Genomic DNA, 26,344 nt, shown 5'->3' on the forward strand with positions numbered 1-26,344 from the left:
GAGAGAAAACCAATTGCACAATCAATAAAAAAAATCGCTACTTTTGTAATGCTTCGTCCGTAGTTCTGCATGGCGCTTTTGCTGCGCTGACGAAGGGTAAGCGTTCTTTCGAAAGTTTGATAAGTCTGAGCAAAACCAGGCACGGTTCTGCAGGCTTTGGCGATGATGGTTTCGCCACCGGTGCGGAAACTTCCGCTGTTTTTCTTTGGGTTCATACATTTAAATTTTAGTGGTTAAACAAAACTTAACGAAGAACACTTACCTTTGCACTTAACCAACGGTAGCAAGCTCATTGAAACGAGCTTGCTACCGGAGGTTTAGTTCAACAGCGTATTTATTGTATTTGGGCTGTTGACACATTTGGAGTTCTTAACGCTTTTTGGTAACTTTACTATTTCGGGACAAGAAAACGTTGCAAACTCCCAAACACAACAAATAGGCAAAACGTTATAGGGCATTGAACCCGATATTTCACATAAAGCTTGAATTAAAAATCATACAATCAATAATATCGAAAAAGATGAAAAATCTGATGGTTTGCTCATATTTGCTATAACATTTGTATTATGTCAAACTTAAAACCAAAGTTGATATGGTTGATTTAAAAGACGAAGTTGCCAAGGTATTAGATGATCATTGGTCTGCATTGAAAGCCAAAGATGCTGATGCTGTTATTGCTTTAGTATCAGAAGATTTTCTATCATGCGGAAGTGATCCAAAAGAATTCTGGAATAAAACAGATATGTACAATGCTATTAAACAAATGCTAGCAAACACGGACTTAAAAATAGATATCACAGTGGATAAACGTGAAATACGAATTTCAAAAGATGGTAATTCAGCAATTGCTTTTGAGCAGATGTTCTTGAAACCTTATAGTCAAAAGATTCCAGTCAGAACGGTTTATCATCTTGTTAAAGAGAATAATACATGGCTGATCGATTTTACGAGTACTGGTTTTATTCCGAACAATGATGATATAGATAAACTAAATAAAGCACTCGAGTAAGATTTTAATTGGCATCCTCTCCAAAAACTAATAACAAACGCCCTATAACAAATAAGGCTTAAACGCAGCCGCATTTAAGCTACTGCCCTTGAAGTCTTGGTGAAACTGCGGTTGCCCTGCCTGTCTAACGCCAGTGCAGACAGGGATTTAAGTCGGTGTTGAACGCCGTCATGATCTTTACAGGAAGCAATAAAACTGGCGGAAGCTTCCGCTGTTTTTCTTTGTGTTCATCGTATTAAATTTTTAGTGATTAAACAAAAACCTAACGAAGAACACTTACCTTTGCACTTAACCAACGATAGCAAGCTCATTGAAACGAGCCTGCTACCGGAGGTTTAGTTCAACACGCGATAATAGCCAATTGGTGCATCCAGGTCATCCAGTTAAAGACATGAAAGAAAAAACAACATACAAATCAACAAGCATAATGCGAAAAAAGCGCCAACTGGCCATATCGCGGGCACGTTTCCTCAAATTATAGAAACAGACAAATAATATCTAACCAATAATGAAAAAATGAAACACATTATCTCTTTAATTACCTGTCTGCTCGTCGGACTATTTTGTGTTTATGGACAAGACACAGAAATAAAAAAAGAATATACCGAATCCTTCGACCTTGACAGTTGCACCTTTAAGACAACAGGGAAAAATATGTACTTCGTTCTTGAGCCAGGTTTTCAATTGACACTTCAGGGCGTTGACGGAAAAGACTCAATCAAATTAATAATTACCGTATTAAATGAAACAAAGAAAATAGGTAATATTGAGACCAGAATCGTTGAAGAGAATGAAACAGTGAATGGCAAGACAGTTGAAATATCAAGAAACTATTTTGCTTTCTGCGTGCAGACAAGCAGTGTTTTCTATTTCGGAGAAGAAGTGGACATATACAAGGACGGCAAAATAGTAAGTCATGACGGTGCGTGGGTTGCCGAAGGCAAAAATAAAGCTGGTATCGGTATGCCCGGACTCATACTATTAGGTTCACGCTATTATCAGGAAATTGCACCTGGAATCGCTATGGACAGAGCAGAAATAATAAGTACTTCGGAAATATTAAAAACTCCTGCCGGAGAATTTATCAACTGCTTAAAGACAGAAGAAACCAATGCTATTAAGCCAAAAGAGAAAGAATATAAAATATATGGTCAGGGAATCGGACTGCTTAAGGACGAAGAATTATTATTGGTAAAATATGGATATATGAAATGAATTACATGGCAGTAACAAAGGCTTGCTATCAGATGGGCAGCTGGGTTTTAGGACAGTGCAGTTCTTTTATCCAGCCTCGGTATATTAGGACAGGAAACGGCTTCGATTCGCCCCGCCGAATAGCAAACCTCGACGGTTAGCGGTGACTCTATAACGACAGTGACCAATTTCAAACTAATTACAATGAAATTAAACATACTTTTATTTCTGAGCATTTTAACTCTATTGACTTCGTGCAATGGGCAGACCTTTAATCCGAAAAAAAACTCAGATCAGTTTAAAGAACTATTTGTAAAGGGCGACTCCGTAAAAGAACTTGGAAGCAGCATTATGGTTGTTTATCAAGACAAGAAAAATATTTATTGGTTTGGAAGTTGGGAAACTGGGGTGTTTAGATATGATGGAAAGACACTGATTAATTTTACAACAAAGCATGGTTTGCCAAACAATAGAGTTGATGAAATAAAAGAAGATAAATCTGGCAACATATACTTCTCCGCTTGCCACCCGAATTCTACAATATCTAAGTTTGACGGACATACATTTACGACTTTATCGGCAATCTCCAGTAATGATTGGAAACTTAATTCCACAGATATGTGGTTTAGACATTCTTATCAAAATGAGAAAGTATATCGGTATGACGGTATTACTTTGTATGAATTGAAGTTGCCTAAACCACCAAACCTCTCCAATCCTTTTGAAATCTACAGCATTTATAAAGACAGGAAAGGAAACATTTGGTTTGGTACAAACCCTGTTGGAGTTTGCCGATACAATGGAAAATCGTTCGAATGGATTACAGAAGAAGATGTGACAGAATTTCGCAACGAAGGTGCAAACGGAGTGCGTTCAATAACGGAAGACAAAAATGGCGACTTTTGGTTCAATACCGAATATCGTTATAGTGTTTACGACAGCGCAGCATTAAAAAGCAATAAATTTTACACAAGACACGAAAATATAGGTGGATTAGATGGGAAAATGGACAGCGATTTGGACGAGTATCTCTCAACAGTAAGAGACAACAATAATAATTTGTGGTTTGTAACCTATCGTAGTGGTGTTTGGAAATATGATGGAATGAAAATTACTCATTATGTAGTTCAAGATAATTCAAAAGACATTACTTTATTCAGCATTTACAAAGACAACTATGGCAACCTTTGGCTTGGAACACACGAAAATGGAGCATTTAAATTCAATGGTATAACTTTTGTAAAATTTAGACAATGACGAAAGAGAGAAGAGCTACCGCTAACAAATAAGACTTAAACGCAGCCGCCAGACATAACACGGTCATTTTCGGGAATCTTTCGGGCGGCTGCGGTTAAAGTTGATGTTAGCGGTTAACTTAAATTGGAGTTACCATGACAAAAAAAACGATTACACTCATCCTTTTTATTTTGTTGAAATTTGTGATTCAATTATTTGCCATTGATGCTGGTTACGAATTACATCGTGATGAGTTTTTGCATCTTGACCTTGGAAAACATTTGGCCTGGGGTTATTCATCGGTTCCTCCTGTAACTGCCTGGATTTCCTACATCATTCTTCATTTGGGTAATTCTGTTTTTATAATAAAAATGATTCCGGCTCTTTTTGGTACCTTAACAATAGTGATGGTATGGAAAACAATTGAAGAACTCAAAGGGGATTTATTTGCCCTCATTCTAGGTGCTACCTGTGTTACATTTTCTGTATTGATCCGTATGAACACCTTGTATCAACCCAATTCCCTGGAGTTTCTGTTATGGATAGTCTTATTTTTTACTATTATTAAGTTTATTAATTCGGAAAATAACAATTGGCTGTATGTAGCATCAATTACCTGTGCAATAGGCTTTTTAAACAAGTATAATATTACATTTTTACTGCTCGGTTTGTTACCGGCATCATTGATTACAGACTTTAGAAAGATATTCTTCAATAAACACCTTTACATTTCCCTACTTCTTGCACTTATTATTGTGGCTCCCAATATAATTTGGCAGTATCAAAATGATTTTCCAGTGTTTAATCATTTAAAAACCCTTGCCGAAACACAGTTGGTAAATGTAAGTCGTATAGATTTCCTGTCACAACAACTGATTTTTTTTATCGGATCTTTATTTGTTCTAGTTTTAGCATTTATATCATTCTTCAGGTATGCTCCATTCAGAAAATATCAAATCATTTTTTATGCTTACATATTCACAATAGCAATCTTTACCTTCTTCAAAGCAAAGGGATATTATGCAATTGGATTATATCCAATTTTACTCGCTTTTGGAGCAGTATATTTAGAAATATTGCTTTCGAAAGGCTGGCTTAGATATATTCGATTCGCTGCTGTTCTAATTCCAATTGTAATAATGTTGCCATTATTATATGTTATTTTGCCTGTGTTAACGCCAGAGCAGATTGTAAAGAATACAGACAAATTTAAACAATTTGGTTTACTACGGTGGGAAGACGGGGATGACCATACATTACCACAGGATTTTGCAGATATGCTGGGATGGAGCGAACTGGCCAATATTGTTGATCTCACTTATGAAAGCATTGCAGATAAAGAGAACACCATAATACAATGCGATAATTACGGACAAGCAGGTGCAATCAATTACTATTCAAAACAGAAATATACCCAAGCCGTTTCAATGAGTGCTGATTATATTAACTGGTACCCGTTGGATGAAATGGAAATCAAGAATGTGATTTTAGTTAAAGAAAGTACCGACTTAGATAAAAAAAGAGAAAAGGAATTGCCTTTTTTTGACGAGATTGCCTTGGTGGGTGAGATCAAAAATAAATATGCTAGAGAGTATGGTACAAAAGTATATTTACTAAAAAGTCCAAATATATCAATCAATCAAGTTTTAAAGCAGGAAATAAAGGAACACAAAAACAGCCGCTAACACGGATAGTATAAATAATAAGCTCCTCACAATTTTCACACACACCCAGATAATACTCATGATCGCGAATACTTCTGCAAATCAACAAAATATTTAGGCTGGTGGTGGAAAAGGTAGTCTTAAATCTGGACTAACAACTTGCATCTTGACTCGCAAAAATTGCGCCGCATCCTCCTTGCACCGTGACAGCTTTCTGGCTCAAGTATCGGGATTGCGACCGGTGCTTGCGTCGGGTAACGCCCTCCAAATTATACAGCCGGACCGTTGTGCATAAGCAAAATAAAACCTACTCCATATGAAACCTAATGAATTGTTAAGGAATCAAATTCTGGAGATTATTTATAATCAGATAAATTCTGATAATCCACGTGAAACTAACCAGACTCTTAAAAGGCTGAAAGAAATGGGCTACAGCGATAATGATGCCAGGATGATGATAGGCCAATGTGTTTCAGCTGAGATATTTGATGTTTTTAAACATGGGAAGCCGTTTGACGAGAAGAGATATATTAAAAATCTGAAAAATTTACCAAAAGAACCTTTTGAAGATTAAGAAAAGGCCAGTGCATAACAAAAAGTCTTAAATGCTGCCGCCATGCATAATGCCTCCATTTTCTGGAATCTTTCGGGCGGCTGCCCTACCTGGATTAATATAGTGTCAGAATGCCCAGATTATCAGGGGGCAGCATAGTCCAACTACATGTTATTCATCCTTTTCTTCCTGCCAGATAAAAGTCTTCCAACATAAAGCTGATCATCCCACTTTTTGGCTACTTTTCTCCTGTAAATAGATTTTCATCGGTCTGTGTGTAAATCGGCAGTTTCATGTAAATTTGCCTTGAAAACGATGAATAATGTGATTTACGTTATGTGGCATTAAAATAAAAATATTGATACCTTAACAAAAATTTACAGATATGAAAAATAAATTAACTCGTCAAATTGTCCATATCATATTACTCGTGATTGGACTTGGTCTTATGGTAGGAGGTATTATCACCGGAAAACCCGGTGCAACAGTCATTGGTCTTATTGTTTCCGCAGTAAGCGTTCAACAATGGATAGAGTGGAATAAAAAAGAAAAACAACAACAATAAATCAAATCTATGTTGACAGACAAGAATAGAATATTTATAATTGATGCAAAAAGGGTTGCATTCTTTTTGATATTTGTTTTCATGTTTGTTATAACAGAAATAGGCAGGTTTAAATACCGACCCTATATCTATTCAAATGACATTTTTGATTTTTGGATTGCCGATACAATCGGAAACTTTACGGGAACGATAGCAATCATATACTTCGATTTAGCAGGAATTAATCCAAAGTATAAACCAGGCAGGATTTTTTTGATATTAATTACAATCGGGCTTATAATTTATGAGCTTATTCAATCAATTTTACCCGGGACAAATACCTGCGATTGGAGAGATATTATCGCCACATTGTTAGCTGGGTTAATATCATGGGGACTTTACGAAATGATGTATAAAAAATACCCTGAAATTGAATAAACGCCACATAAAAGGTGGTATATTGTATGGCCGGGACAGCGCTGGTTTCAGCGTTTCATCATCTAATAAACTTTTCACGATGAATCGGCCCAGGCTGTATATCTTAACAGGACAGTGCTTCCATGCCTGTATGACTCAATCACACAGGGAAATCAACAACTAGCCATACCTCCAAACGCTGGCAGTATTGCCGGGCGCTACGACGAAAAATAAACCTGACAAATCAGGAAAAAACAGAAATATGGCGAAAATAGAAAAAATTACCGAAAATAAGAAACAGTTCCTTGCCTTATTGTTGTTGGCAGACGAGCAGGAAAATATGATTGACAAGTATTTGCCGGGTGGAGATCTGTTTGCTTTATATGACGATGATTTGAAAAGTGTTTGCGTTGTAGTGCCGGTAAATAACGAAACCTGCGAGTTGAAAAACATAGCGACATACGAGAAATTTCAAGGCAAAGGGTACGGTAAAGCATTGATAAAATTCATTTCTGAGTTCTACAAAAACGACTACAAAACAATGCTTGCCGGGACAGGCGAAACGCCGGCAATCTTATCGTTTTATGAAAGTTGTGGATTTAAAAAGTCACATCGGGTAAAGCATTTTTTTACAGACAATTACGACCACCCTATGTTCAATGGCGACATACAACTTGTTGATATGATTTATCTTAAAAAGGATTTACAGGAATAGCAGGCTTGCATTGCACACCAAATAAAAACGCTGAACAAATCAGCACTAACGCTGACAAATAAGCCTCAAACGCAACCGCCATAAGTAATGCTTCCATTTTCGGGTATCTTTAGGGCGGCTGCCCTGCCTGTCTAACGCTGGTGCAGAAAGGGATTTAAGTCAGTGCTACCAGTCAGCGTAAAAAAGAAAACCTTGCAGAGATTATGAAATTAGAAGATTTTGGATACAATGACAAACTCCAACAATTAAGGGTTGAGAATAATCTTTCAGGCTTTGAGATTGGAAGAGTGATTGCCGAACATAAGGAAAGATATATTGTAAAAACGGAAAGCGGTGAGTATGAAGCCGAAATAACAGGCAATTTGCGCTTTTCAGCAAAAAGCCGGATAGATTTCCCTGCTGTTGGCGATTGGGTTGCATTGACAACGTATGATGCTGAATTTTCGGTCATCCATAAAATACTGCCAAGATTATCAATGATTTCAAGACAAGCCGTTGGTCAATTTGGAGTGATACAAATCATAGCCACAAATATTGATTATGCATTTCTGATTCAAGCCGTTGACAGAGACTTTAATATCAACAGACTGGAAAGATACCTGACAATTTGTAATTCGTCGAAAGTAAAACCAATCATTGTATTGACTAAAACTGATTTAATCAATGAACGAAAGATTACCGAAATTACTGACCGTATTAAACAACGAATAAGCGACATTGCAGTTCTTGCCATCAGTAACGAAACTCAGGATGGTTACGAAGCACTTAAAATGACCATTGAAAAGGGGAAAACTTATTGTATGCTTGGTTCTTCGGGAGTGGGAAAGTCAACCTTACTGAACAATCTCTCCGGGAAACCTTTAATGAGGACGGATTCAATCAGCCAAAGTACAAATAAAGGGAGACACGTAACAAGTCACAGGGAATTAATTGTTCTTAAAAACGGGGGAATATTAGTTGACAATCCGGGGATGAGAGAAGTCGGTATTGCCGACTCAGCAAGCGGATTAGAAATCACATTTGACCTGATTATCAGACTTTCTGAAAATTGTAAGTTCAAAGATTGTACCCACACGAATGAGATCGGTTGTTCGGTTATTGAAGCCGTTGAAAAAGGAGAAATAGACGGAGCTGCTTATGAAAATTACATGAAAATGGAAAGAGAGAAAGCTCATTTTGAATCATCGGTTGTTGAAAGACGAAAAAAAGAAAAGGGTTTCGGAAAAATGATGAAGAACTATAAAAAAGACATGAAAAAAAATAAGTTCTAAGCACAGTAAATACGACTTAAAAGCAACTGCCAGACATAACGCCCCCATTTTCGGGAATCTTTCGGGCGGGCTGCCCTGCCTGTTAAAGATAGTGCCAGAATGCCCATAGTGTCCGGGGGCGGCTTAGTCTTCCCGCACGTGCGGGATTATTCATCATTTTCTTCTTGCCAAATAAAAGTCCTCCAACAAAAATCTGAACATCCCACTTTTTGGCTACCTTGCCTTGAAAACGATGAATAAAATGCTTAACGATGTGCCAATTTAAAAACTGCACTGTACATTGATAAAAGTAGTTATATGAAAAGATTATTAATTATTTTGATTTTAGTTTCGTTCAGATTAGTAATATATGGACAAGAGAATATGAAGACAGGGATTATTTACGGCAATAATCATGCTTTCAATTTGACTGCTCCAGATGGATGGATTTTAGACAATAAATCTGGTGTTAATCAAGGACTTTATGCTGTCTTTTATAGAAAAGGAGATTCGTGGGAGAATGCTGTAACTGTTATGTATGCTAATACTGCGTCATTGGAGGATAAAACCCATAGAACTTTAGACCTTCTAATAAAATATGATTTGGATAATTTTAAAAGTAATTACTCAGGTATAAAGATAACTGATGGTAATGATATTGTTATTAAGGACAATATAATTGCTAAAGTCAAATATCTATCAGGGAAATCTTACGGAAACTACGAAGCAATGGCATATATTGATGCAGGAAAGACTGGAATTATGATAATTATGTCATCCAGAACAGAGGATGGTTTTGACAGCTCACTGACAGCTTTTGAGAATTTAGTAAAATCATACTTCTTCATGGGAGAAAAAGTAGTGATTGAAAAGAAAAAGAAATAAACTGGCTACAACACACGGCCGTAAAACATTGGTAGCGTAGTGGCTATTCGAGCCTTGATTTTCATAACAAAGTTTATTGTACCTCGATAGTGAAGTAGCTCCGAACTCCCCAACCGTTTCATATTGTCAAACGTATTGTAGTATAAACAAAATCATCAAAATCATCATGAATACTCAGGATAAAAACACAAAATCAAAATTTATACGAAATGCTGTAATAACCGTCATATGCATTATTGGACTACTTACATTAATAATATTTCAGAGTTGTTTGGGTGGAAATTCCAATTCTGAAGAGAAACAAAATGAACCTGTCTCTTCTTCTAAGCCGACTGAAGAAGTCCTTAACAGGTATAAAAATCAGACCACATATACAGATCCCGGAGAATTTGCTCATATGTTGGATAGTCTTCCAGAATCGTATGAACAAATCTGTGGAATAATAAAAAAACAACTAATCCATCCGATGGAAGCTGTAGAAATGCCTGAACTATTCCCGAAGGACATGCTTCCTGAAGATGGTGAATATCCGATCGTTGCTGATATGTTGAGAGAACTGGATAAACGAAACCACTCTGGACTAACAATGGATCGCCAGCCTAAAGACAGACTTTTAGTTGCCTGCTATCATCATGGATTGTTGTTTACTTCAATACTAAGGCATCAAGGTAAATCAGTAAGACTTAGAGCGGGATTCGCCAGGTACTATGAGGAACAAGTGGGCGTTCGATTTTCACATGTTGTCTGTGAGGTTTGGAATGCAGATAAAGAACATTGGGAGATTATTGATCCCGATAGAAATTTACAAAACGTAGCAAAGGAGAAGTTTGAATTTCCCTCAAATGTTTGGAATAACCATAGAAATGATAATCTACCAAAAACAAAGTATATTGGATCAATTGGGCAAAGTGAAAATATATACATCCATTCCTTACTATTAGACATGGCATTTGTCCTTAGAAATGAAAGAAGCTATTGGCACACGCCAGAATTTATTTTTAAAAAAGAATTTAATATCCATAATCTTAGTAGAGAACAAATCAGTGTGTTAAATCAAATTGCCGAATTGATGAACGATCCTGAAAACAATATCAGGCAGTTGGAAAAAATTTATACTGAGAATTCATTCCTCCAATCTAAAGAAAGAGATATAGATACATTTTATAATAAACTTGAAAACAATTAATTACACCTTCATGCATCGTATTTAGTTTAAGGAGGTAATTCTAAAACATGATCGAATTTATAATGAATAAACTTCGTCATAATCTGGAGATTTCTTCTCTCCAATCCGCCACAAACGATATACGTAACCGTTGCTCCCAGTTAAAGAATCGAGAACTTGCATGCGATATGGGAATAGATATTAGAAAAAATAAAATTAAAGACCTTCCAATAAAAGTAATTGGAATAGTCATCTTTATATTCGGCATAAGTCAGACCTTTTCTTCTGATATCCAATCACATTGCTTGAACTGTTTAAACAAAAAATCAATTGTTGATGAAACCAAATACCCTGGATTTTGTACAATATTTTGTATTACCAAAGGCAATTCTGTCTTTTTCGGAAACAATGAAGATTGGAAAAATCCCAATACTTTTATCTGGGTAGAACGACCAACAGACAGCACATACGGAGTGGTTTACCTGGGATTTGAAGATTTATTTCCTCAGGGTGGAATAAATGAAAAAGGACTTGCTTTTGATGCTAATGCGCTTCCTGGCATCAGATTAAAGGAACATCGTGAACTTCTAAAACCATATCAGACCATTGTAAATACATACATTATGCAAAAATGTGCGACAGTTGGAGAAGCAATAGAAATGGCTAAATCATATGACTGGAGTCAATCGTTCGGAGGGATACTCAGGGGACAATTTTTGTTGGCAGATGCAGCTGGTGACGCTGTTGTAATCAGTTCAGACCAAAATGGAGAGATTGTTTTTACAAGGAAGCCACAAGGTGATGGATACCTTGTATCCACAAACTTCAATAGGGCATTCCCTGATAACAAATTCGGTTCCGGGCAATGTTGGCGTTATGAAACAGCAACAAATATGCTTGATAAATTCATAAAGGAAAATTCTATTTCAACCGATTTATTGGTAAATGTTTTAGATGCAGTACATCAAGAAGGAAACAGCCTAAATACATTGTATTCAAATATTTTTGATTTAAAACAAGGTATTATTTATCTATATCATTGGCATCAATTTGACCAGGAAGTATTAATTAAAGTCTCTGATTGGATGAACTCAGAACCTGGAACAATACGTATTGAAAGTCTTTTCAACGAAGAAACTGTTAGTAAAGCTAATGAAGAATATAAAAGTTATCAAAACCGAAAAAAGAAAATATTTATAATAATTACGTTGACATTATTAGCTTTAACCTTAATCATATATTTATTTAGAAAGAAGATATTTGTCCACAAAGCAAAATCAGATTGGTAGTAATTTGAGTTATTTTCTAAATCAAGCAGGTAAATATTTTTATGGCAAAAAAAGGAAATAATAACCGGTTAATATACAAAACAAATGCATTTGGCATCTGCCTGCCCAAGAACATAATCAAACCATAGTCCACATGATTTGCAAAACTTCAATTGCCTGATGAAATATTCTTTAATTGTATAAAATGCCGTCAAAATGTCGTGTGAAATATTGGATTAATAAACTTCTGAAATATTACCTTTACTGATTGAGATTACAATGTAATATTATGAAAAAGCAATTATCATTAGGTAAGCAAATTATGCTTGCCAGGCAACAGAATAAATTATCGCAAGTTGAATTAGCAAATAAATGCAATTTATATGTCCGCACAATCCAACGCATCGAAAATGAAGAAGTTAATCCAAGACTATATACTCTTAGAATAATCGGTGAAACGCTTGGGGTAACGTTGATGAATGAAATTGAAATTGAAGACGAAAGCAGGGAATTAATAAAACTCAGAAGTACATTTGAGAAGAGAAAACAAATACGCATTTACACATTTGCATTCGCTATGTTTTTATTCGCTGCTGCCTTGTTACTTTGCCTATCTGGAATAGCAAGGCATAGTTGGGCTCCTTTTTTCTATATATTATTTTTTTTAGACCTGATAGTCATTGTCATAATCTGGAGATGCCCCGGATGCAATGGGTTATTAGGTGATTTTTTTAATATAAAGTATTGTTCTAAGTGTGGGTTAAAATTTTATAGTGAAAAGTCTAATCTTTAACTTGTGTAAAATAGGTATCTTAACGAACATTAAAATTACGATTAAGGTCATGAAAACAATCCTGAAAATTTCTGTTGTGATTTTATTGTTCAGCCAGTTCACCAGATGTGTAAATTCAAATCAAAACAGAAATCATCAGGCAATATTAAATGATTCCAGTGAGGTTGAGCCTTACATTAATCCGCGTTATAAAAGTCAAATAGAAAAACAACAAAAGAAATTAGAAACCTATATTAAAAAAAATGATATCCCATCTGTTGCAATTGCAATAGCCAAAAATGGTGAAATTTTCTGGGAACAGGGATTTGGAGTTGCAAATATTAAGAAAAACATCAGGGCATCCCAGCATACAAGTTATCCTTTGGCTTCCGTATCCAAAAATCTGACAGCAACAGGATTAATGGTGCTTGTTAATAAAGGGATGGTTGACCTTGAAAATCCTGCAAACAGTTACCTTAATACCAAACTTAAAGTATATCAAGGTGACGAGTTAGATGTAACCGTAAAACGCGTTTTACTCCACACATCCGGATTGCCCTTGTTTTATTGGGGATTTCAGATGGATGAAATCAAACCTTCTTTGGATGAGGTAATCGAAAAGCATGGTATTGTTGTATTTCCACCTGGAGAAAGAACCCTTTATTCGAACCTCGGCTACGGAATTATCCAGAAAATAATCGAAAATATTTCCGGAGAATCATTCTCCGATTACATGAAAGCAAATGTGCTGGACCCTTTAAATTTATCCAATACTTTTCTTTTTACTTTCGATTCAATACATAGTGAAAGTATTGCTCTCGAATATTTAAATGACAATAGTCCGGCAATTTTCGTCGAGTCTGCGGAATGCGGGGCTGGTGGATTTTATTCCAGTGCCCACGATTTACTTATTTATGGAATGCATCATTTAAATAGGGATTTTTCGAACATTTCATCCAGGCACATTGAGTATATGCAATCAGCTTTTGATCCTGATATTGGACCTGTTGGCTATGGATTGGGCTGGGAAATATATGATGCCGGAACGACTCACATAATAAAACATAATGGAGGCGGTTTGGGATGCGATACGCGTCTGACACTAATCCCTTCTGAACATATGGTTGTAGTAGTTCTCAAGAACAGCAGAAAGGGCAGTTCGACATCCATAACCAGCAACATTATTGAAGCTTTTGGAGAACAGTATAAAAAAAAGAATGATCATTATGGAACCAGTAATAAATTCACTGCAATTGTTCACGGGCATTGGGAAGGTAACATCATAACATTTTCCGACACTATTCCCGTATCAATTTTAATAAATCAGGATAAAAGTGTTGAATGTAAAATACGAGGTGTTGTTTATGAAAGTAAAGTCAACTATGTGAATGGTGTATCTGAGATTCGAATCAATGAAGAAGTATTGCGGCTAGGTCCTCCAGAAGAATATATTTTGTTCCAGCTAAGTTTTTCATATGATAAAGCCTACGGATCTGCTAATGTTGGTGGAGGAGATTCGCCATATTGTGTACCCAGTTATATTGAATTGCACAAAAACAGATAATTTTAATGACGAGTAATATGGTTTTGAATTCATGGGAAAAAAGTTAGTTGATTTTATGCAAAAAACACGCAATAACACACATAATAGCGCACTATGACAGAAATATTTGATGTTTTATGAAAGTAAAAGAGGTCATATTCATTCTCATAATTCTTTCTTTTTCAATATTATCTTGTAGAGAAAGGAAGCAAAACAATCTTCTAATAAACCAGAAATTGGAAGGATGCTGGGTGGGAGGTTTATTACAAAATGACGGTTTAACGGAAGATGTTGAACTTCGTCTTTTCGAAATAAAACCTGACAGCTCGCTTGTTTTTAGCCTGACTTATGAGCTTGGTCCACGTTCAAGGGTTTGGGAATATGATATTGAAATTAGTATTCAAAATAATGAAATATCATGGCTTGCGCATCAGGGAAAGCTGAGTGAAAATCTGGATACAATGTATCTGACGAAGAACTGGAAAGGAGAACAATCTCAATGGATATTTTATAGAGATAAGACTTATGATGATTTCATTAATAAATTCATCTCCAATACAAGAAGTGATTATACTTATTCAATTCCTGTAAGTATGAAGGACAGTTTGTCCTGTGAATCTTTAGATGAGGTTGGAATTGATGCCATACAGGTGACTGATTTTATTAAAGCCATTAAAAGCGGGAACTTTGGCGACATCCATAGTATTTTGATGTATCGAAAAGGAAAGCTCGCGCTTGAAGAATATTTCGCACTTGAAGGAAAAATCTCCGGGTCATCTGTTAATGAAACCTTTAGAAAAAAAACACATCAACTATCCTCTGTAACGAAAGGGATTCTTTCATTGATAACAGGAATTTCCATTGAAAAGGGCAAGATTTCTAATGTTAACGAGCCAATTTTTAATTATTTATCTCATTATTCCAATTCTTTCATTGACGAGAAAAAACAAATTCAAATTAAGCACCTCCTAACTATGACATCTGGATTGGGCTGGAATCAGTTTAATTATTCATGGAATGATAAAAGAAATGATGCGGCAAATATGTATAAATGCAAGAATGTTGTTGAGTATGTTTTGGAAAGGCCCATGAAAGCAGTACCAGGTGAAAAATTTAATTATACAAATGGAGAGCCAACGGTTATGGGGGTTGTTTTGCGCAATGCTTGTAATATGAAAGTTGATAAATATACTGAATTACATTTGTTTAATCCACTTGGAATAACTGAATATCAATGGTCACGCTATCCTGATGGCACACTGGAAACCGATGGTGGACTCAAATTATGTTCACGGGACTTGCTTAAAGTGGGAATTTTAATGCTAAATAATGGGAATTGGCATGGTAACCAAATAATTTCTGAAGACTGGGTATCGGAATCGACAAAACCCAGAATAAACTTATCATTAAAGAGAGGATATGGATATTATTGGAATGAAATGAAGTATAAATTTAGAGGTAAATCCCAAACCGCGATTTTTATTCCAGGAGACGGTGGGCAGTTCCTGGGTGTTTTTCCATCTTTAGATATGGTCATCGCATTTACAGCAGGAATTTACGATAAAGACCCTACAAGAATGTATTGGGAAATTATAAATAAGAACGTACTTACTGCATTGAAAGAGAAATAATTGTAAACAAAAACTCGGAATAACAACGTAATGGAGTATAAAAACCAAATAAATTATGGAATTATTGGAGCACTTGCATCATTAAAGAGAAGCATTAATAATCTTTTAATAGAATAGTTATATGAAGTTATATGCAATTATTATGTCACTGTTTTCCTTACTGTTTACGGGAGATGGTTTCAAAACCATTACTTATAGTTCAGTATCACTTAAAAGCCCTTCTAAAAAACCTGATGAAAACAATGAAGTTATATTTTTAAAGCAAGCACTTCAAGATGACTTTAAGCAAATGTGCAAAACTCTGGAAGAGAATCATGCATCATTATATGAATATACTCCAAAACAAGTCATGGACAGCCTGGTGGAAAAACAATATGAGCTTATCAGAGACTCCATGACACTGCATGAATTTTATAAAATTCTCACACCGGTTACTGCCAAGATCGGTTGCGGGCATACAGCCGTTTGGATGCCTGGTAGTTATTGGGATATTGATCCCGAAAATCTTTTCCCATTACAAATAAAGTTGATTGAGGGATATGTTGTTGTTACCGGTAAATACAACGACGCATTGCAGGTTCCGGAGGGGAGCATCATATTGGAAATCAATGGCCGGTCAGCGAATGATATTATTACTGAGATGAGGACAAACTACTCCGCTGATGCTTTTAATATCCATTTTATTGATTCGCAAATCGGGAGGCGGTTTCCTTTGATTTATGCAAGACGATTTGGATTCCCAATAAATTATGTGGTGAAATATGCCTTACCAGGACGTAAAACGAGTGAGACCAAAACATTGATCCCTGCAACAAATCAGGCGATCAGGAAAGTAGTTTTCTCAAACTTCAACCACCCCCCACTAACTTTTAATTTGATGGAAGATGGGAATATAGCTTTGTTAACCATACCTACATTTATTTACTACGACAGGGTTTCTTATTTCACTAATTTTATTGACAGTTGTTTTAAAGTTATTAAAGATAGAGATGTAGAAAATCTTATCCTTGATTTAAGAGGCAATGATGGTGGCGATCCTTTTTGTGCTGCTCCTCTGTTTTCGTATCTTCAACCCGAACCACTGCCTTATTTTTCTGAACCTTATGGCAAATATTCAGCGCTTGCCACTCCTTTGTTATTACCCGAAAATCATTTTTCAGGTAACCTGATTACCCTGATGGATGGAAGGTGTTTTTCCACAAATGCTCATTTCTGTTCATTGATAAAATACCATCAAATTGGAACAATAGTAGGAACACCAAGCGGGGGTACTTATACGTGTAATGCAGGTAAAAATGGAGTGGGAATTTTAAAAAATACAGGCATTCAGCTTTATTTTGGCCGGAGTTCTTTTTCAACTGCTGTGAAGGGGATGGACAAATCGAAACCGATTTTACCAGATGTATTTATAAATGAAACGTATCAGGATTTTCTTGAAAACAGAGATGTTTTTATTGAAAAAGCCCTAGAATAAATTGTTCATTAAGGAAAAATAAATTCAAAAAATAATGTAATTATCAATACGTATTATGAAAACAATTTTCAGCCTAAAGTTAAATTCAAGGATAACATCACTCTTGTTCCTTGCACCATTATTCACATCACCCTGTTTGATAAAAGGCCAAAATTCATCTTATAAATTGTATCCATTCCTCTATGATTCAAAACCTGAAATTTCATCACCTTTTTACATGAATGACACAATTGAAACGATTTTGGTTATTACTAAAACCTTACAATACGGAATTGTTCCGGTAACTATGGAAAACGGCAGTCCTTTATTGTATAGTTACAAAACAGGAACAGTTTTAGGTAAGGATAAACAAATGCAAATTGATGTCGGAGATTTTCCTTCTTTGGCAAAAAACAGTTTGCATAATGAAGAAGAATTAGCCATAAAGAAAATGATTACTGGAATACCAATAGATGTAATCAATTGTACAGCAAAGCCAAACGGCTATTCATATACAGGGTTTCTGGCTGAAGACGAAGATATTATTTCAGTACTGATTGGTGACAACAGACTGGTCGGTAAAATGAAACTTACACATGCTCAATTAGCCAAACCACTCTTTCATTTCTGGAATCTTATTTTGAAAGAAACAGAACTTGGAAATTGGACAAGGTTTTATGACAATATTAAACAAATCCACTACAATGATAACATATTGAATTTTAAAGCCTCAGCATCGAAGGGATGGCAACAATCCATTTTTTTCGATGAAATTCAGGGGAGGTATAATATTCATATCGACAGGGAACTGACACCTACTGAATTTCAATTTCTTAAAAAAAATTACTCAATCCTGCCTGAAGAAGAATTTGATAAAATGGTAGACAAACTGACCACGCTTGATTTTAGCGAAATGCTTCCTTATTACATCATGCGATATGGATTTTATGAAGGCCATACAGACTATCGGTGTGATCCCATTGCAATAGCTTTAATTTTTGGATTAAAAAGTATTGAAGAGATTAACACAGCATTTGAAGGAAATTTATATGGTACTTTAACAAAACACTATATTTCAAATAAATGAATACAATACTACGCCACATAAAATTAGCATAAGAAACAATACCTTAAACCATGAAAAAATGTTTGAGAATAGTAGTTATCTTGCTTTCCACACAAATCATTGGTTGTGATACTAAGCAAGAATCAGCTGAAACAGTCGGGCAAAAAATTGAAATTTCGGTAAATCCTACAATCGAACTATTCAGCCTGATACATTATCTTGCAGGTGACAAGCAGTACAATGAGAATCTGATACCTGGCTATATAAAAAGAGTTGATAATCATTTTAAGCATTGGAAAAATCACCCTGCAATAAATTTTGCAAAAGAATGTAATACTTTATACCAGATTAATGGCGATGCGCCAATGGCTTTGGCAGTCTATATTGGGCAACCGCCTCAATTAGAACCTAAAATAAACTTGTCAGCTTTGCCAAATGACTTTGACCCCCGATGGGATTCAACACTTATCAGCAACTACCTCAAACATGCCAGAGAGTTTGCTGTTGAAAGTGAATTTATGAAATTTCACATGAACCAGAATGTGTTTCATAAACAGTCAATTGAAAACTTAAAAGAGATGTTATTCAAAGAGAATATCATTGAATGGTTTTTCACATTCTTTGGATATTATCCGGACAATTTCAAGATAAATATTGCCCTGCTTAATGGTAGCTGTAACTATGGTTATCGAATTGAATTACCTGATGGAAACATTGAATCGGTTTGTTTACTTGGAGCAAGAGACCCAAAATGGATTACTGGCACACCGACTTATGACAAAAAATGGTTTTTACCTGTAATCATCCATGAGTTTTGTCATTCATACATTAATCCCCTAATTATCAGCAAACCTGAAGAATTTAAAGCCATCGGTGAATCTGTTTTAAAATCACATGATGAAGCAATGAGGAAAAAAGGATATGATGTCTGGAATGTAGTTCTCAATGAATACCTCGTAAGAGCCTGTACCATTAAGTTTCTAGAAGAAAATGAAGGAATTGAAGAAGTGGGAAGAAACATAAAAAGTGATAAAATGAATGGGTTTGCAGAAATTGAAGGTTTGGTTCAATTACTGGAAGAATATGAAAACAACCGAAAAGATTACTCAGACATAGAATCATTTTTGCCGGAGATTAAAAAGTATTTTACATCAAAGTTGTAAAGAAGAAGAATAATGCGCGATAGCACTCAATAAAAAACATAAGGTATAAAGTGCTAAATTTAAATGAATTAACAATTAAAAAGCGGTATGGCAGCTTGATAGGTAAGTACTTCGAAATACCCATTCTTCTTATTGCCAACTGTTATGCTACCTAAACAGAACGCACCACCCAGAAATATTATGACAAAAAAGACATCCATTCGGATAATTAGAATTTTATTGCTTGTTGGAACAATAATCTCTCTATACTTTGTTCCTTGGCCTATTGTAACAGCTTGGTTACAACCATTACCCACAACATTTCAGGAACAAGTTGATAAAGCAACTGATTATGGGTTTGACGGAATTATTGTTTATGTGGATGAAACAGGAAAAGCACCCGTTTTATATTCTGCAGGTTATAAAAATAGAGAAAACAAAATACCTGCCGATCCAAATGCATTGTTCAAAATAGCCAGTGTTGGCAAACTTTACAATGCCTTGGCAGTTACAAAGCTTGTCAGGAGTGGAAAACTCTCTTTGGACAAAACGCTATCAGAATATTTGCCTGAATTGAAAAACAGAATAGAGAATGCAGACCAAATCACCCTGAAAATGATGGTTCAACATAGAAGTGGCATTCCCAATTTTACAGATTCCTTAAATTATTGGGCTCATCCGAAAGAGAATGATGATGAAAAGCTTGCCTTAATATTAGATCAACCTGCCAAATTTGAACCAGACCAGGATTATGAGTATTCCAACACTAATTATTTATTGCTCGGTAGAATTATGAATAAGGAGCTTGGATACGACCATTTTGAGTTTATACAGGAAGAAATTTTAAAACCTCTGAATTTAAACCATACATTTGGTTCTATTCACTATGTAAATATGGACGATGTAATGAGTGGTTACTATGTTGGCTACGATAAGGATTTAAAAACAGACGATAATGGTTCAATGTTAGCAACAGCAAAAGATTTGGGGAAATTCATAAGGGCATTAAATGACGGATCGGCTTTTAAAGATAAAAAGGAACAGGAAATTTATGGTTCGATTTATGAGTTTGGACATACTGGATTGATTCCTGGTTATCAAACAATTGCCAAATATCAGGCAGACATCGATGCTGTGGTCATTCAATTTACAAACACAGTTAATTTTGATGGTTATAACTGGAGTCTGTCGGAGATAATGTACAGCAGAATAATTAAAATACTAAGGAATAAAAACTAACCACAACAAATAAGACACAGACTCAGCCGCCTTTAACGGACTGTCCGGTTAGTGTTGGTGAAATTGCGGTTGCTCCCGAAAAACGGGGCAGGATTTAAGTCGGTGTTGAATGCCTGCCCCGTTTTTCGGTGGAACCTCCAGTACAAAGGCAGCGTATTATGGGTTTTTAATGTTTTGAAGGATCACTTTTTGAGTAGGTGTTCTACGATGAAGGACTCACACTTTTATGAAAAGGCCATTTTTCTACGTTTTTCAAACCTCTGATAACAGTTTTTTATCGTTAGAATCCAACCTTCTTTCAATCCGGGCAATGCACTAACCATCCCTTCCTTTTGGAGGGTTTCAGTCAGCGCGATTTAGAGTTGGTTTTTGCAGGCTGCTGATCACAAGAGATAATGATCCATTCCAAAATGAAGCGCTACTTTTGCAATGCTTAGTCCGTAGTTCTGTATGGCGCTTTTGCTGCGCTGACGAAGGGTAAGCGTTCTTTCAAAAGTTTGATAGGTCGTTGCAAAACCAGGAGCGGTTCTTCCTGCTCTGGCGAAAATGGTCTGGTGAGCGATCAGGGAACTTCCGCTGGTTGTCCTTTGGTTCATCCATTTAAGGTTTAGTTGTGAAATAAAACCTGACAAAGAACACTTTCCTTCGCACTCTACCAATGTTGTTAGCTCTTTGATCCGAACCTGATGCCGGGTGCCGGGTATAATCACGCCAGTTTCGAAAAACGCTATCTTTGCTCAATGGAATTTTTTATCAATCTAGTAATTTTGAATCAACTACACCCGAATAATACTTTTATTATTTGCATAAAAAACCAATCATGCGAAGAATCACTTTTTTGACCATTTTATTTATCCTGATTTCATCCCAAATTCAGGCACAAACTCAAACAGTACACGATGATTTTGAAGGTAATGGTACAATTACCACCTGGTTTGGCGATGATTGCAATATAAACACCAGCTTTCCGAATCCATATCCACAAGGGTTCAATCCTTCAGCTACCGTTATGGAATATGATGATATCGGAGGCCAGTATGCAAATGTCAGGTTTGGCGTACCCAACAACTACGATTTATCCTCCAACTTTATTTTTACTTTAAAGATATTTGTTCCTGCATACGGATTAACAGGGAACCAACCCAACCAGGTGTCATTAAAATTGCAGGATGGGACCTTACCTGCACCATGGGTAACGCAATGTGAAATCATAAAACCGATTTTATTAGATCAGTGGCAAACCGTTAGTTTTGATTTTTTAAATGATACCTACATAAATTTGGATCCCAATTCACTGCCTCCCACTCAAAGAACGGATTTAAACAGGGTAGTGATCCAGGTGAATGGTGAGAACAACAATGATCTTGTGTTGGCTTATGTTGATGATGTTAATTACAACGGTACTATCCCCGTTGATCCTGAATATGATTTACTGGTTTGGTCAGATGAATTTGAAAATGAAGGAGCCATTGATACTTCCAAATGGCATCACCAGACACTTTTGCCAAATGGATATGGCTGGTACAATGGAGAGATACAACATTATACCGACAGGGAGGATAATTCCAATGTAAGCAGCGGAATTTTAAACATCATTGGAAAGAAAGAAACCTACACCAGCCAGGGTGTAACCAAAGAGTATACATCAGCCAGACTCAATTCCAAATTTGCTTTTCAATATGGGAAAATTGAAGTCCGCGCAAAATTACCTGCAGGAACCGGTACATGGCCTGCGATATGGACATTAGGTAAAAATATTAATGAAGATGGTGGCTGGTGGGATATTCAGGGTTATGGTACGACTCCCTGGCCGGCTTGCGGTGAGATTGATATTATGGAACACTGGGGAAGCAATCAAAACTATGTGCAAAGTGCCACCCATACACCATCAAGCTATGGGGGTACAGTTAATCTTGGTGGACAAATAATACCGACCGCCTCAACTGAATTTCATAATTATACGCTTAGGTGGTATCCGGAAAAACTGGTGTTTAGTGTTGATGAAGTCATTCATTACACCTATGAACCAGATGAAATCAATAGCGACACCTGGCCCTTTAATACTGAACAATACCTGCTGCTTAATTTTGCCTTCCTGCCAACTATTGATCCGGGTTTTACTGAGGACACCCTGGAAATTGACTATGTCCGGGTCTATCAAAGTTCAACTGCATTTGACCTTCAAATACTCGGGATCCCCAAAGGATGGAGCGGTTTATCATCTTTCGTGGTTCCTCAAAACAGTGTAGTGGTTTCAATTTTCCAGCCAATCGTTACCGATCTGATTATTCTTGAATCTCAATCAGCAATGTACTGGCCTGAGGAAAATATCAACACGATAGGTAACTGGAACACGCATGAAGGATACACCATCAAATTATCCAACCCTGTTCAGCTGAACTTTGCCGGGAATATTGAGGTTAATAAAACCTTACAGCTCACTGCTGGATGGAACCTCATCCCGGTACTTTCCTCCTGTGATGTTGATGTGCCAGCATTATTTAATGGCAAAGACCTGATCATTGTCAAGGAAGTGGCCGGTTGGAAACTCTTCTGGCCAGAAATGAGTGTTAGCACTTTAAACGTTCTGCAACCCGGAAATGCTTATTTCGTGAAGATGGGAAGTGCCACCGAAATCACTTTCCCGGAATGTGGAATTTTTGACCAGTCCAGGTAAGTTGTTAAGGACCGGTTATCTGAAAAATCCGATCATTCTTCAATCCGGGCAACGCACCAGCCGTCTCTGCCGCACGGAGAGTTTCAGACTGTGCAATTTCTATTTGATTTTTGGAGGTTTCTCATGGCCACTGGTGGAGAACCCAGAAGGATGACTCGTTAGTTAAACAAAATTTGGTGATCAACTTTTGCGTTAAGCATGAATATTAATGAACATGAAGTGCAGCTCCCTTTTTATCATTGTAGCTAGTCTGTTTCTGTTACAGCGTTGCAATACTACAAATGATGACCCGGGTTTTTATGGTTTTTGGGAAGGTCCTCATCCTGAAGATGTCAATAAAAAATTCTACATTCAAATCATAGGAAAAAATGACTCAGTCCGGGCACTGGGCTTCTGGACAAATCACAAATTCTATGATTCGCAATTCAAAATTGACAGCATATTCCTGAATTCAGACAGCATTCGTTTTTATGTTCCTGACTGGAACTGCTTATATCTGGGGAGTATTTCTGACAACCATTTGATCAATGGTGGATTTAGTTGCATGGACGAGCCATTTGACCCTGTTGATTTGATTAAAAATGATGAGGCAAGACGTTTTTTAACCGAAGCAAAACCAGATTGTAATCACGTCAATTATTCCTATCATTATCAGCAACCTGATTTTTTTGATGAAAGCATACCGGCCATGCACTTTCAAACGCCAAATGATTCACTGTTTATCCACTCATTGCTTCCTGAAATAATTGCCAACCAGTATGGTAGGCTTAATTCTTTTCTTTTATTAAAGAACGGCAGGTTGATTTGTGAAGAGTATTTCTATGGTTATTCCAGAAATGATCTGCACCAAATTGAATCGGCAACAAAAAGCATTGCCTCATTGCTGATCGGTATTGCAACTGACAAGGGAATGATTTCGGATATCAATGAACCCTTATTTAACATATTCCCTGGATATGATCATTTGAGCAAGGGTGAATACAGAAAAATTACTTTGGCCAACATCCTTTCAATGACCTCCTGTTTTTCGAATGAATATGAACCATTTATGGATGCTGACCGGATTGACTATTCCTTAAAAAGAGCATTAATTGCCCCGGTGGGCGAACAGTTTATCTATGATGGAGGAAATACTGAGATTTTGGGTGCAGTAATAAAATCAAAAACAGGGATGTACGCAGATGTTTTTGCCAAGCAGTTCCTTTTCACACCTCTGGGAATAAAACAATATGATTGGAATATTTTTAAGCAGGACAGTTTTCCATGCATGGGCGGTTCTTTACAAATGCTGCCAGTTGACATGCTGAAAATAGGCTTTCTGGTCCTGAATAAGGGAGTGTGCAACAATCAGCAGATCATTTCAGCAGATTGGATTACGGAATCTACTTCGAAAAAAACCAGGACTCATATTGAAGGGGATGATTATGCGTATCATTGGTGGAATATCGTCATTGAGTCGAATCGTAAAAAGTATGAAACCGTTTGGGCCAATGGATTGGGAAGTCAGTTTATCTATATTGTACCAGAACTAAATATAGTAATAGTTACAACAGGATACAATTACGAAAATGACTCCTGGGCCATCACCAGCGGGATCGGGAAATATTTGTATTTACTGGAGTAGATGCGACATCTGACGGAAAGTTTGGAAGGATTCAATGTCAATGACATTTATTTTACTACGCGAAGCCAAAGCAGGAGTTATTTTATCTGTGGCGGGATTCAGAGGGCGCATTGATCCCATATTTTTAGCCGGATTGGGATGGAGTGCAATAGCGTATGATAAAAATGATCCGATAACTTTCATCACATGATGAAGAATGCTTACCTTTGCCCTTAACCAGCGGCAGCCTGCCCAACTTACCGACCGGGCTCCATGTAACGAGCGTGTGGCGGAGGTTCATATCTGCTGCGTATAAAATAAACCGGATGGCTATTCAAAATTGAATTTGGATATACTCCACAAACATGGCAACGGCTGGTCAGGATCAGGGACCGGAGTTTCCGGCCAGGGTGTATTGGCGCAATGTAATGTTGCGTATCGAAAACGGCGGGATTGCTTTCTTTTTGCAAACGAATGAATTGTGTAACATTAAAATAAATGGAGGGCATATGAATGATTTACTTTTAGTTATCGCGGCATTATCCATTATTGTCTATTTAATAGCAACAATAATGATTTATGCATTTCTGAAAAAAAGAAATAGCAAAATAGAGAGTTTTATTTTTGTCCAGTTGTTTCTTTTTAAGTATGTATCTGAATACAAGAGAATTACTAAAAAAGAAACCGGCAAAACGGGAAACCTTTTTTATTTTTGGATTGGCTCAATTAACCTGGCGCTTTTATGTGTTGTTTTATTTTTTATTCTGACCAGCCTTTGAAATTACAGGATTAAAATGTAGCACAACATCACAATTTTCCTCCATCAAAACAGGAAATGACGAGCTGTCTGGCCCTGTTAACATCAGGTGGTTGCGTTTAGTGATTCTTACCCGTATTGAATTGCAGCAAAAGATCATCGCTGTTTTGTTCAGGATTTGATATTCACAATCCCCGGATGGATTGATCCGCAGTTCTGCTTTTTTGCATAGCAGAATACCCTCATTTCCGGCTGATCATAAAAGCCGTATGGATTTCATTCATCGTTTTCGTGCATCTGCCGATAATCAATGGCAGGCGGTTCCATATTTAATTTTTAATTAACTTTGTGCAAAAATGAATCAAATTCCTGATTTTCAAAGCTTACCTAATTGTGGTTTCTTGCCTTGCCCTATCAAATCCAAAATGAGGATTTTTCTTTCGCTGCTGATTTTTTTAAATACAACCCTAACCTTCGCTCAGTATTCAGTCGGAAATACAAGATACCCTGCCAGCAGCATTATTTTCAAATACGGACTTGGTAGTTATGCTCTAAAGGATC

The 26,344-nt window shown here is 36.5% G+C and carries 25 protein-coding genes; 23 read left to right on the forward strand and 2 right to left on the reverse strand.

Annotation, left to right across the window (positions count from 1 at the left end):
- The coding region (locus tag IH598_10390; GenBank protein ID MBE0638917.1) for a hypothetical protein at positions 1-215 on the reverse strand (215 nt) is incomplete at its 3' end.
- A 377-nt stretch (positions 216-592) separates the two neighbouring features.
- Between IH598_10390 and IH598_10395 the strand changes: the two genes are divergently transcribed.
- From IH598_10395 to IH598_10485, 19 genes are all read left to right on the forward strand, one after another.
- Positions 593-1,009: a nuclear transport factor 2 family protein gene (locus tag IH598_10395; GenBank protein MBE0638918.1), complete on the forward strand. Its 417-nt coding sequence runs from the start codon at positions 593-595 to the stop codon at positions 1,007-1,009.
- Positions 1,010-1,525: 516 nt separating this feature from the next.
- Positions 1,526-2,224: a hypothetical protein gene (locus tag IH598_10400; protein MBE0638919.1), complete on the forward strand. Its 699-nt coding sequence runs from the start codon at positions 1,526-1,528 to the stop codon at positions 2,222-2,224.
- A gap of 183 nt (positions 2,225-2,407) precedes the next feature.
- Entirely contained in the window at positions 2,408-3,460 is a 1,053-nt protein-coding gene (locus IH598_10405) for a hypothetical protein (protein MBE0638920.1), read from the forward strand.
- A 134-nt stretch (positions 3,461-3,594) separates the two neighbouring features.
- On the forward strand, positions 3,595-5,124 hold the full coding sequence (locus tag IH598_10410; GenBank protein MBE0638921.1) for a glycosyltransferase family 39 protein: 1,530 nt from the start codon (positions 3,595-3,597) through the stop codon (positions 5,122-5,124).
- 295 nt (positions 5,125-5,419) lie between these two features.
- The gene (locus tag IH598_10415) at positions 5,420-5,677 is read left to right on the forward strand and encodes a hypothetical protein (protein MBE0638922.1); all 258 of its coding nucleotides are present in this window, start codon (positions 5,420-5,422) and stop codon (positions 5,675-5,677) included.
- Positions 5,678-6,041: 364 nt separating this feature from the next.
- Entirely contained in the window at positions 6,042-6,221 is a 180-nt protein-coding gene (locus IH598_10420; protein MBE0638923.1) for a hypothetical protein, read from the forward strand.
- A 9-nt stretch (positions 6,222-6,230) separates the two neighbouring features.
- Positions 6,231-6,638 (forward strand): hypothetical protein, encoded by a 408-nt coding sequence (locus IH598_10425; GenBank protein MBE0638924.1) that lies wholly within the window; start codon positions 6,231-6,233, stop codon positions 6,636-6,638.
- Positions 6,639-6,879: 241 nt separating this feature from the next.
- Positions 6,880-7,332 carry a GNAT family N-acetyltransferase gene (locus tag IH598_10430; protein ID MBE0638925.1) on the forward strand — a complete coding sequence of 151 codons (453 nt, stop codon included), beginning with the start codon at positions 6,880-6,882 and terminating at the stop codon, positions 7,330-7,332.
- Between the two features lie 203 nt (positions 7,333-7,535).
- The gene (gene rsgA / locus IH598_10435; GenBank protein ID MBE0638926.1) at positions 7,536-8,603 is read left to right on the forward strand and encodes a ribosome small subunit-dependent GTPase A; all 1,068 of its coding nucleotides are present in this window, start codon (positions 7,536-7,538) and stop codon (positions 8,601-8,603) included.
- 297 nt (positions 8,604-8,900) lie between these two features.
- A complete protein-coding gene (locus tag IH598_10440) occupies positions 8,901-9,467 on the forward strand; it encodes a hypothetical protein (protein MBE0638927.1) in 567 nt (188 codons plus the stop codon).
- Between the two features lie 166 nt (positions 9,468-9,633).
- Entirely contained in the window at positions 9,634-10,653 is a 1,020-nt protein-coding gene (locus IH598_10445; GenBank protein MBE0638928.1) for a hypothetical protein, read from the forward strand.
- A gap of 47 nt (positions 10,654-10,700) precedes the next feature.
- Positions 10,701-11,921 carry a hypothetical protein gene (locus IH598_10450; GenBank protein ID MBE0638929.1) on the forward strand — a complete coding sequence of 407 codons (1,221 nt, stop codon included), beginning with the start codon at positions 10,701-10,703 and terminating at the stop codon, positions 11,919-11,921.
- Positions 11,922-12,189: 268 nt separating this feature from the next.
- Complete coding sequence (locus IH598_10455) at positions 12,190-12,693, forward strand: helix-turn-helix transcriptional regulator (GenBank protein MBE0638930.1); 504 nt, start codon at positions 12,190-12,192, stop codon at positions 12,691-12,693.
- 49 nt (positions 12,694-12,742) lie between these two features.
- A complete protein-coding gene (locus IH598_10460) occupies positions 12,743-14,236 on the forward strand; it encodes a serine hydrolase (protein ID MBE0638931.1) in 1,494 nt (497 codons plus the stop codon).
- 116 nt (positions 14,237-14,352) lie between these two features.
- On the forward strand, positions 14,353-15,846 hold the full coding sequence (locus IH598_10465) for a serine hydrolase (GenBank protein ID MBE0638932.1): 1,494 nt from the start codon (positions 14,353-14,355) through the stop codon (positions 15,844-15,846).
- A gap of 289 nt (positions 15,847-16,135) precedes the next feature.
- Entirely contained in the window at positions 16,136-17,320 is a 1,185-nt protein-coding gene (locus tag IH598_10470) for a hypothetical protein (GenBank protein ID MBE0638933.1), read from the forward strand.
- 217 nt (positions 17,321-17,537) lie between these two features.
- A complete protein-coding gene (locus IH598_10475) occupies positions 17,538-18,386 on the forward strand; it encodes a hypothetical protein (protein ID MBE0638934.1) in 849 nt (282 codons plus the stop codon).
- Between the two features lie 50 nt (positions 18,387-18,436).
- Positions 18,437-19,528, forward strand: coding sequence for a DUF4932 domain-containing protein (locus tag IH598_10480; protein ID MBE0638935.1), 1,092 nt, complete (start codon positions 18,437-18,439; stop codon positions 19,526-19,528).
- Between the two features lie 180 nt (positions 19,529-19,708).
- On the forward strand, positions 19,709-20,746 hold the full coding sequence (locus IH598_10485) for a beta-lactamase family protein (GenBank protein MBE0638936.1): 1,038 nt from the start codon (positions 19,709-19,711) through the stop codon (positions 20,744-20,746).
- Positions 20,747-21,129: 383 nt separating this feature from the next.
- Here IH598_10485 and IH598_10490 read toward each other — a convergent pair whose 3' ends face one another.
- On the reverse strand, positions 21,130-21,342 hold the full coding sequence (locus tag IH598_10490) for a hypothetical protein (protein MBE0638937.1): 213 nt from the start codon (positions 21,340-21,342) through the stop codon (positions 21,130-21,132).
- 224 nt (positions 21,343-21,566) lie between these two features.
- Between IH598_10490 and IH598_10495 the strand changes: the two genes are divergently transcribed.
- The 4 genes from IH598_10495 to IH598_10510 all read left to right on the forward strand — a co-directional run bounded on the left by IH598_10495 (position 21,567) and on the right by IH598_10510 (position 25,805).
- The gene (locus tag IH598_10495) at positions 21,567-23,423 is read left to right on the forward strand and encodes a glycoside hydrolase family 16 protein (GenBank protein ID MBE0638938.1); all 1,857 of its coding nucleotides are present in this window, start codon (positions 21,567-21,569) and stop codon (positions 23,421-23,423) included.
- Between the two features lie 214 nt (positions 23,424-23,637).
- The gene (locus tag IH598_10500; GenBank protein MBE0638939.1) at positions 23,638-25,047 is read left to right on the forward strand and encodes a serine hydrolase; all 1,410 of its coding nucleotides are present in this window, start codon (positions 23,638-23,640) and stop codon (positions 25,045-25,047) included.
- 40 nt (positions 25,048-25,087) lie between these two features.
- Positions 25,088-25,237, forward strand: a complete 150-nt coding sequence (locus IH598_10505; protein MBE0638940.1) for a hypothetical protein — start codon at positions 25,088-25,090, stop codon at positions 25,235-25,237.
- 217 nt (positions 25,238-25,454) lie between these two features.
- Positions 25,455-25,805 carry a hypothetical protein gene (locus IH598_10510; GenBank protein MBE0638941.1) on the forward strand — a complete coding sequence of 117 codons (351 nt, stop codon included), beginning with the start codon at positions 25,455-25,457 and terminating at the stop codon, positions 25,803-25,805.
- Positions 25,806-26,344: the final 539 nt, after the last annotated feature.

This window comes from Bacteroidales bacterium, from assembly GCA_014860585.1.
Lineage (GTDB): Bacteria > Bacteroidota > Bacteroidia > Bacteroidales > 4484-276 > RZYY01.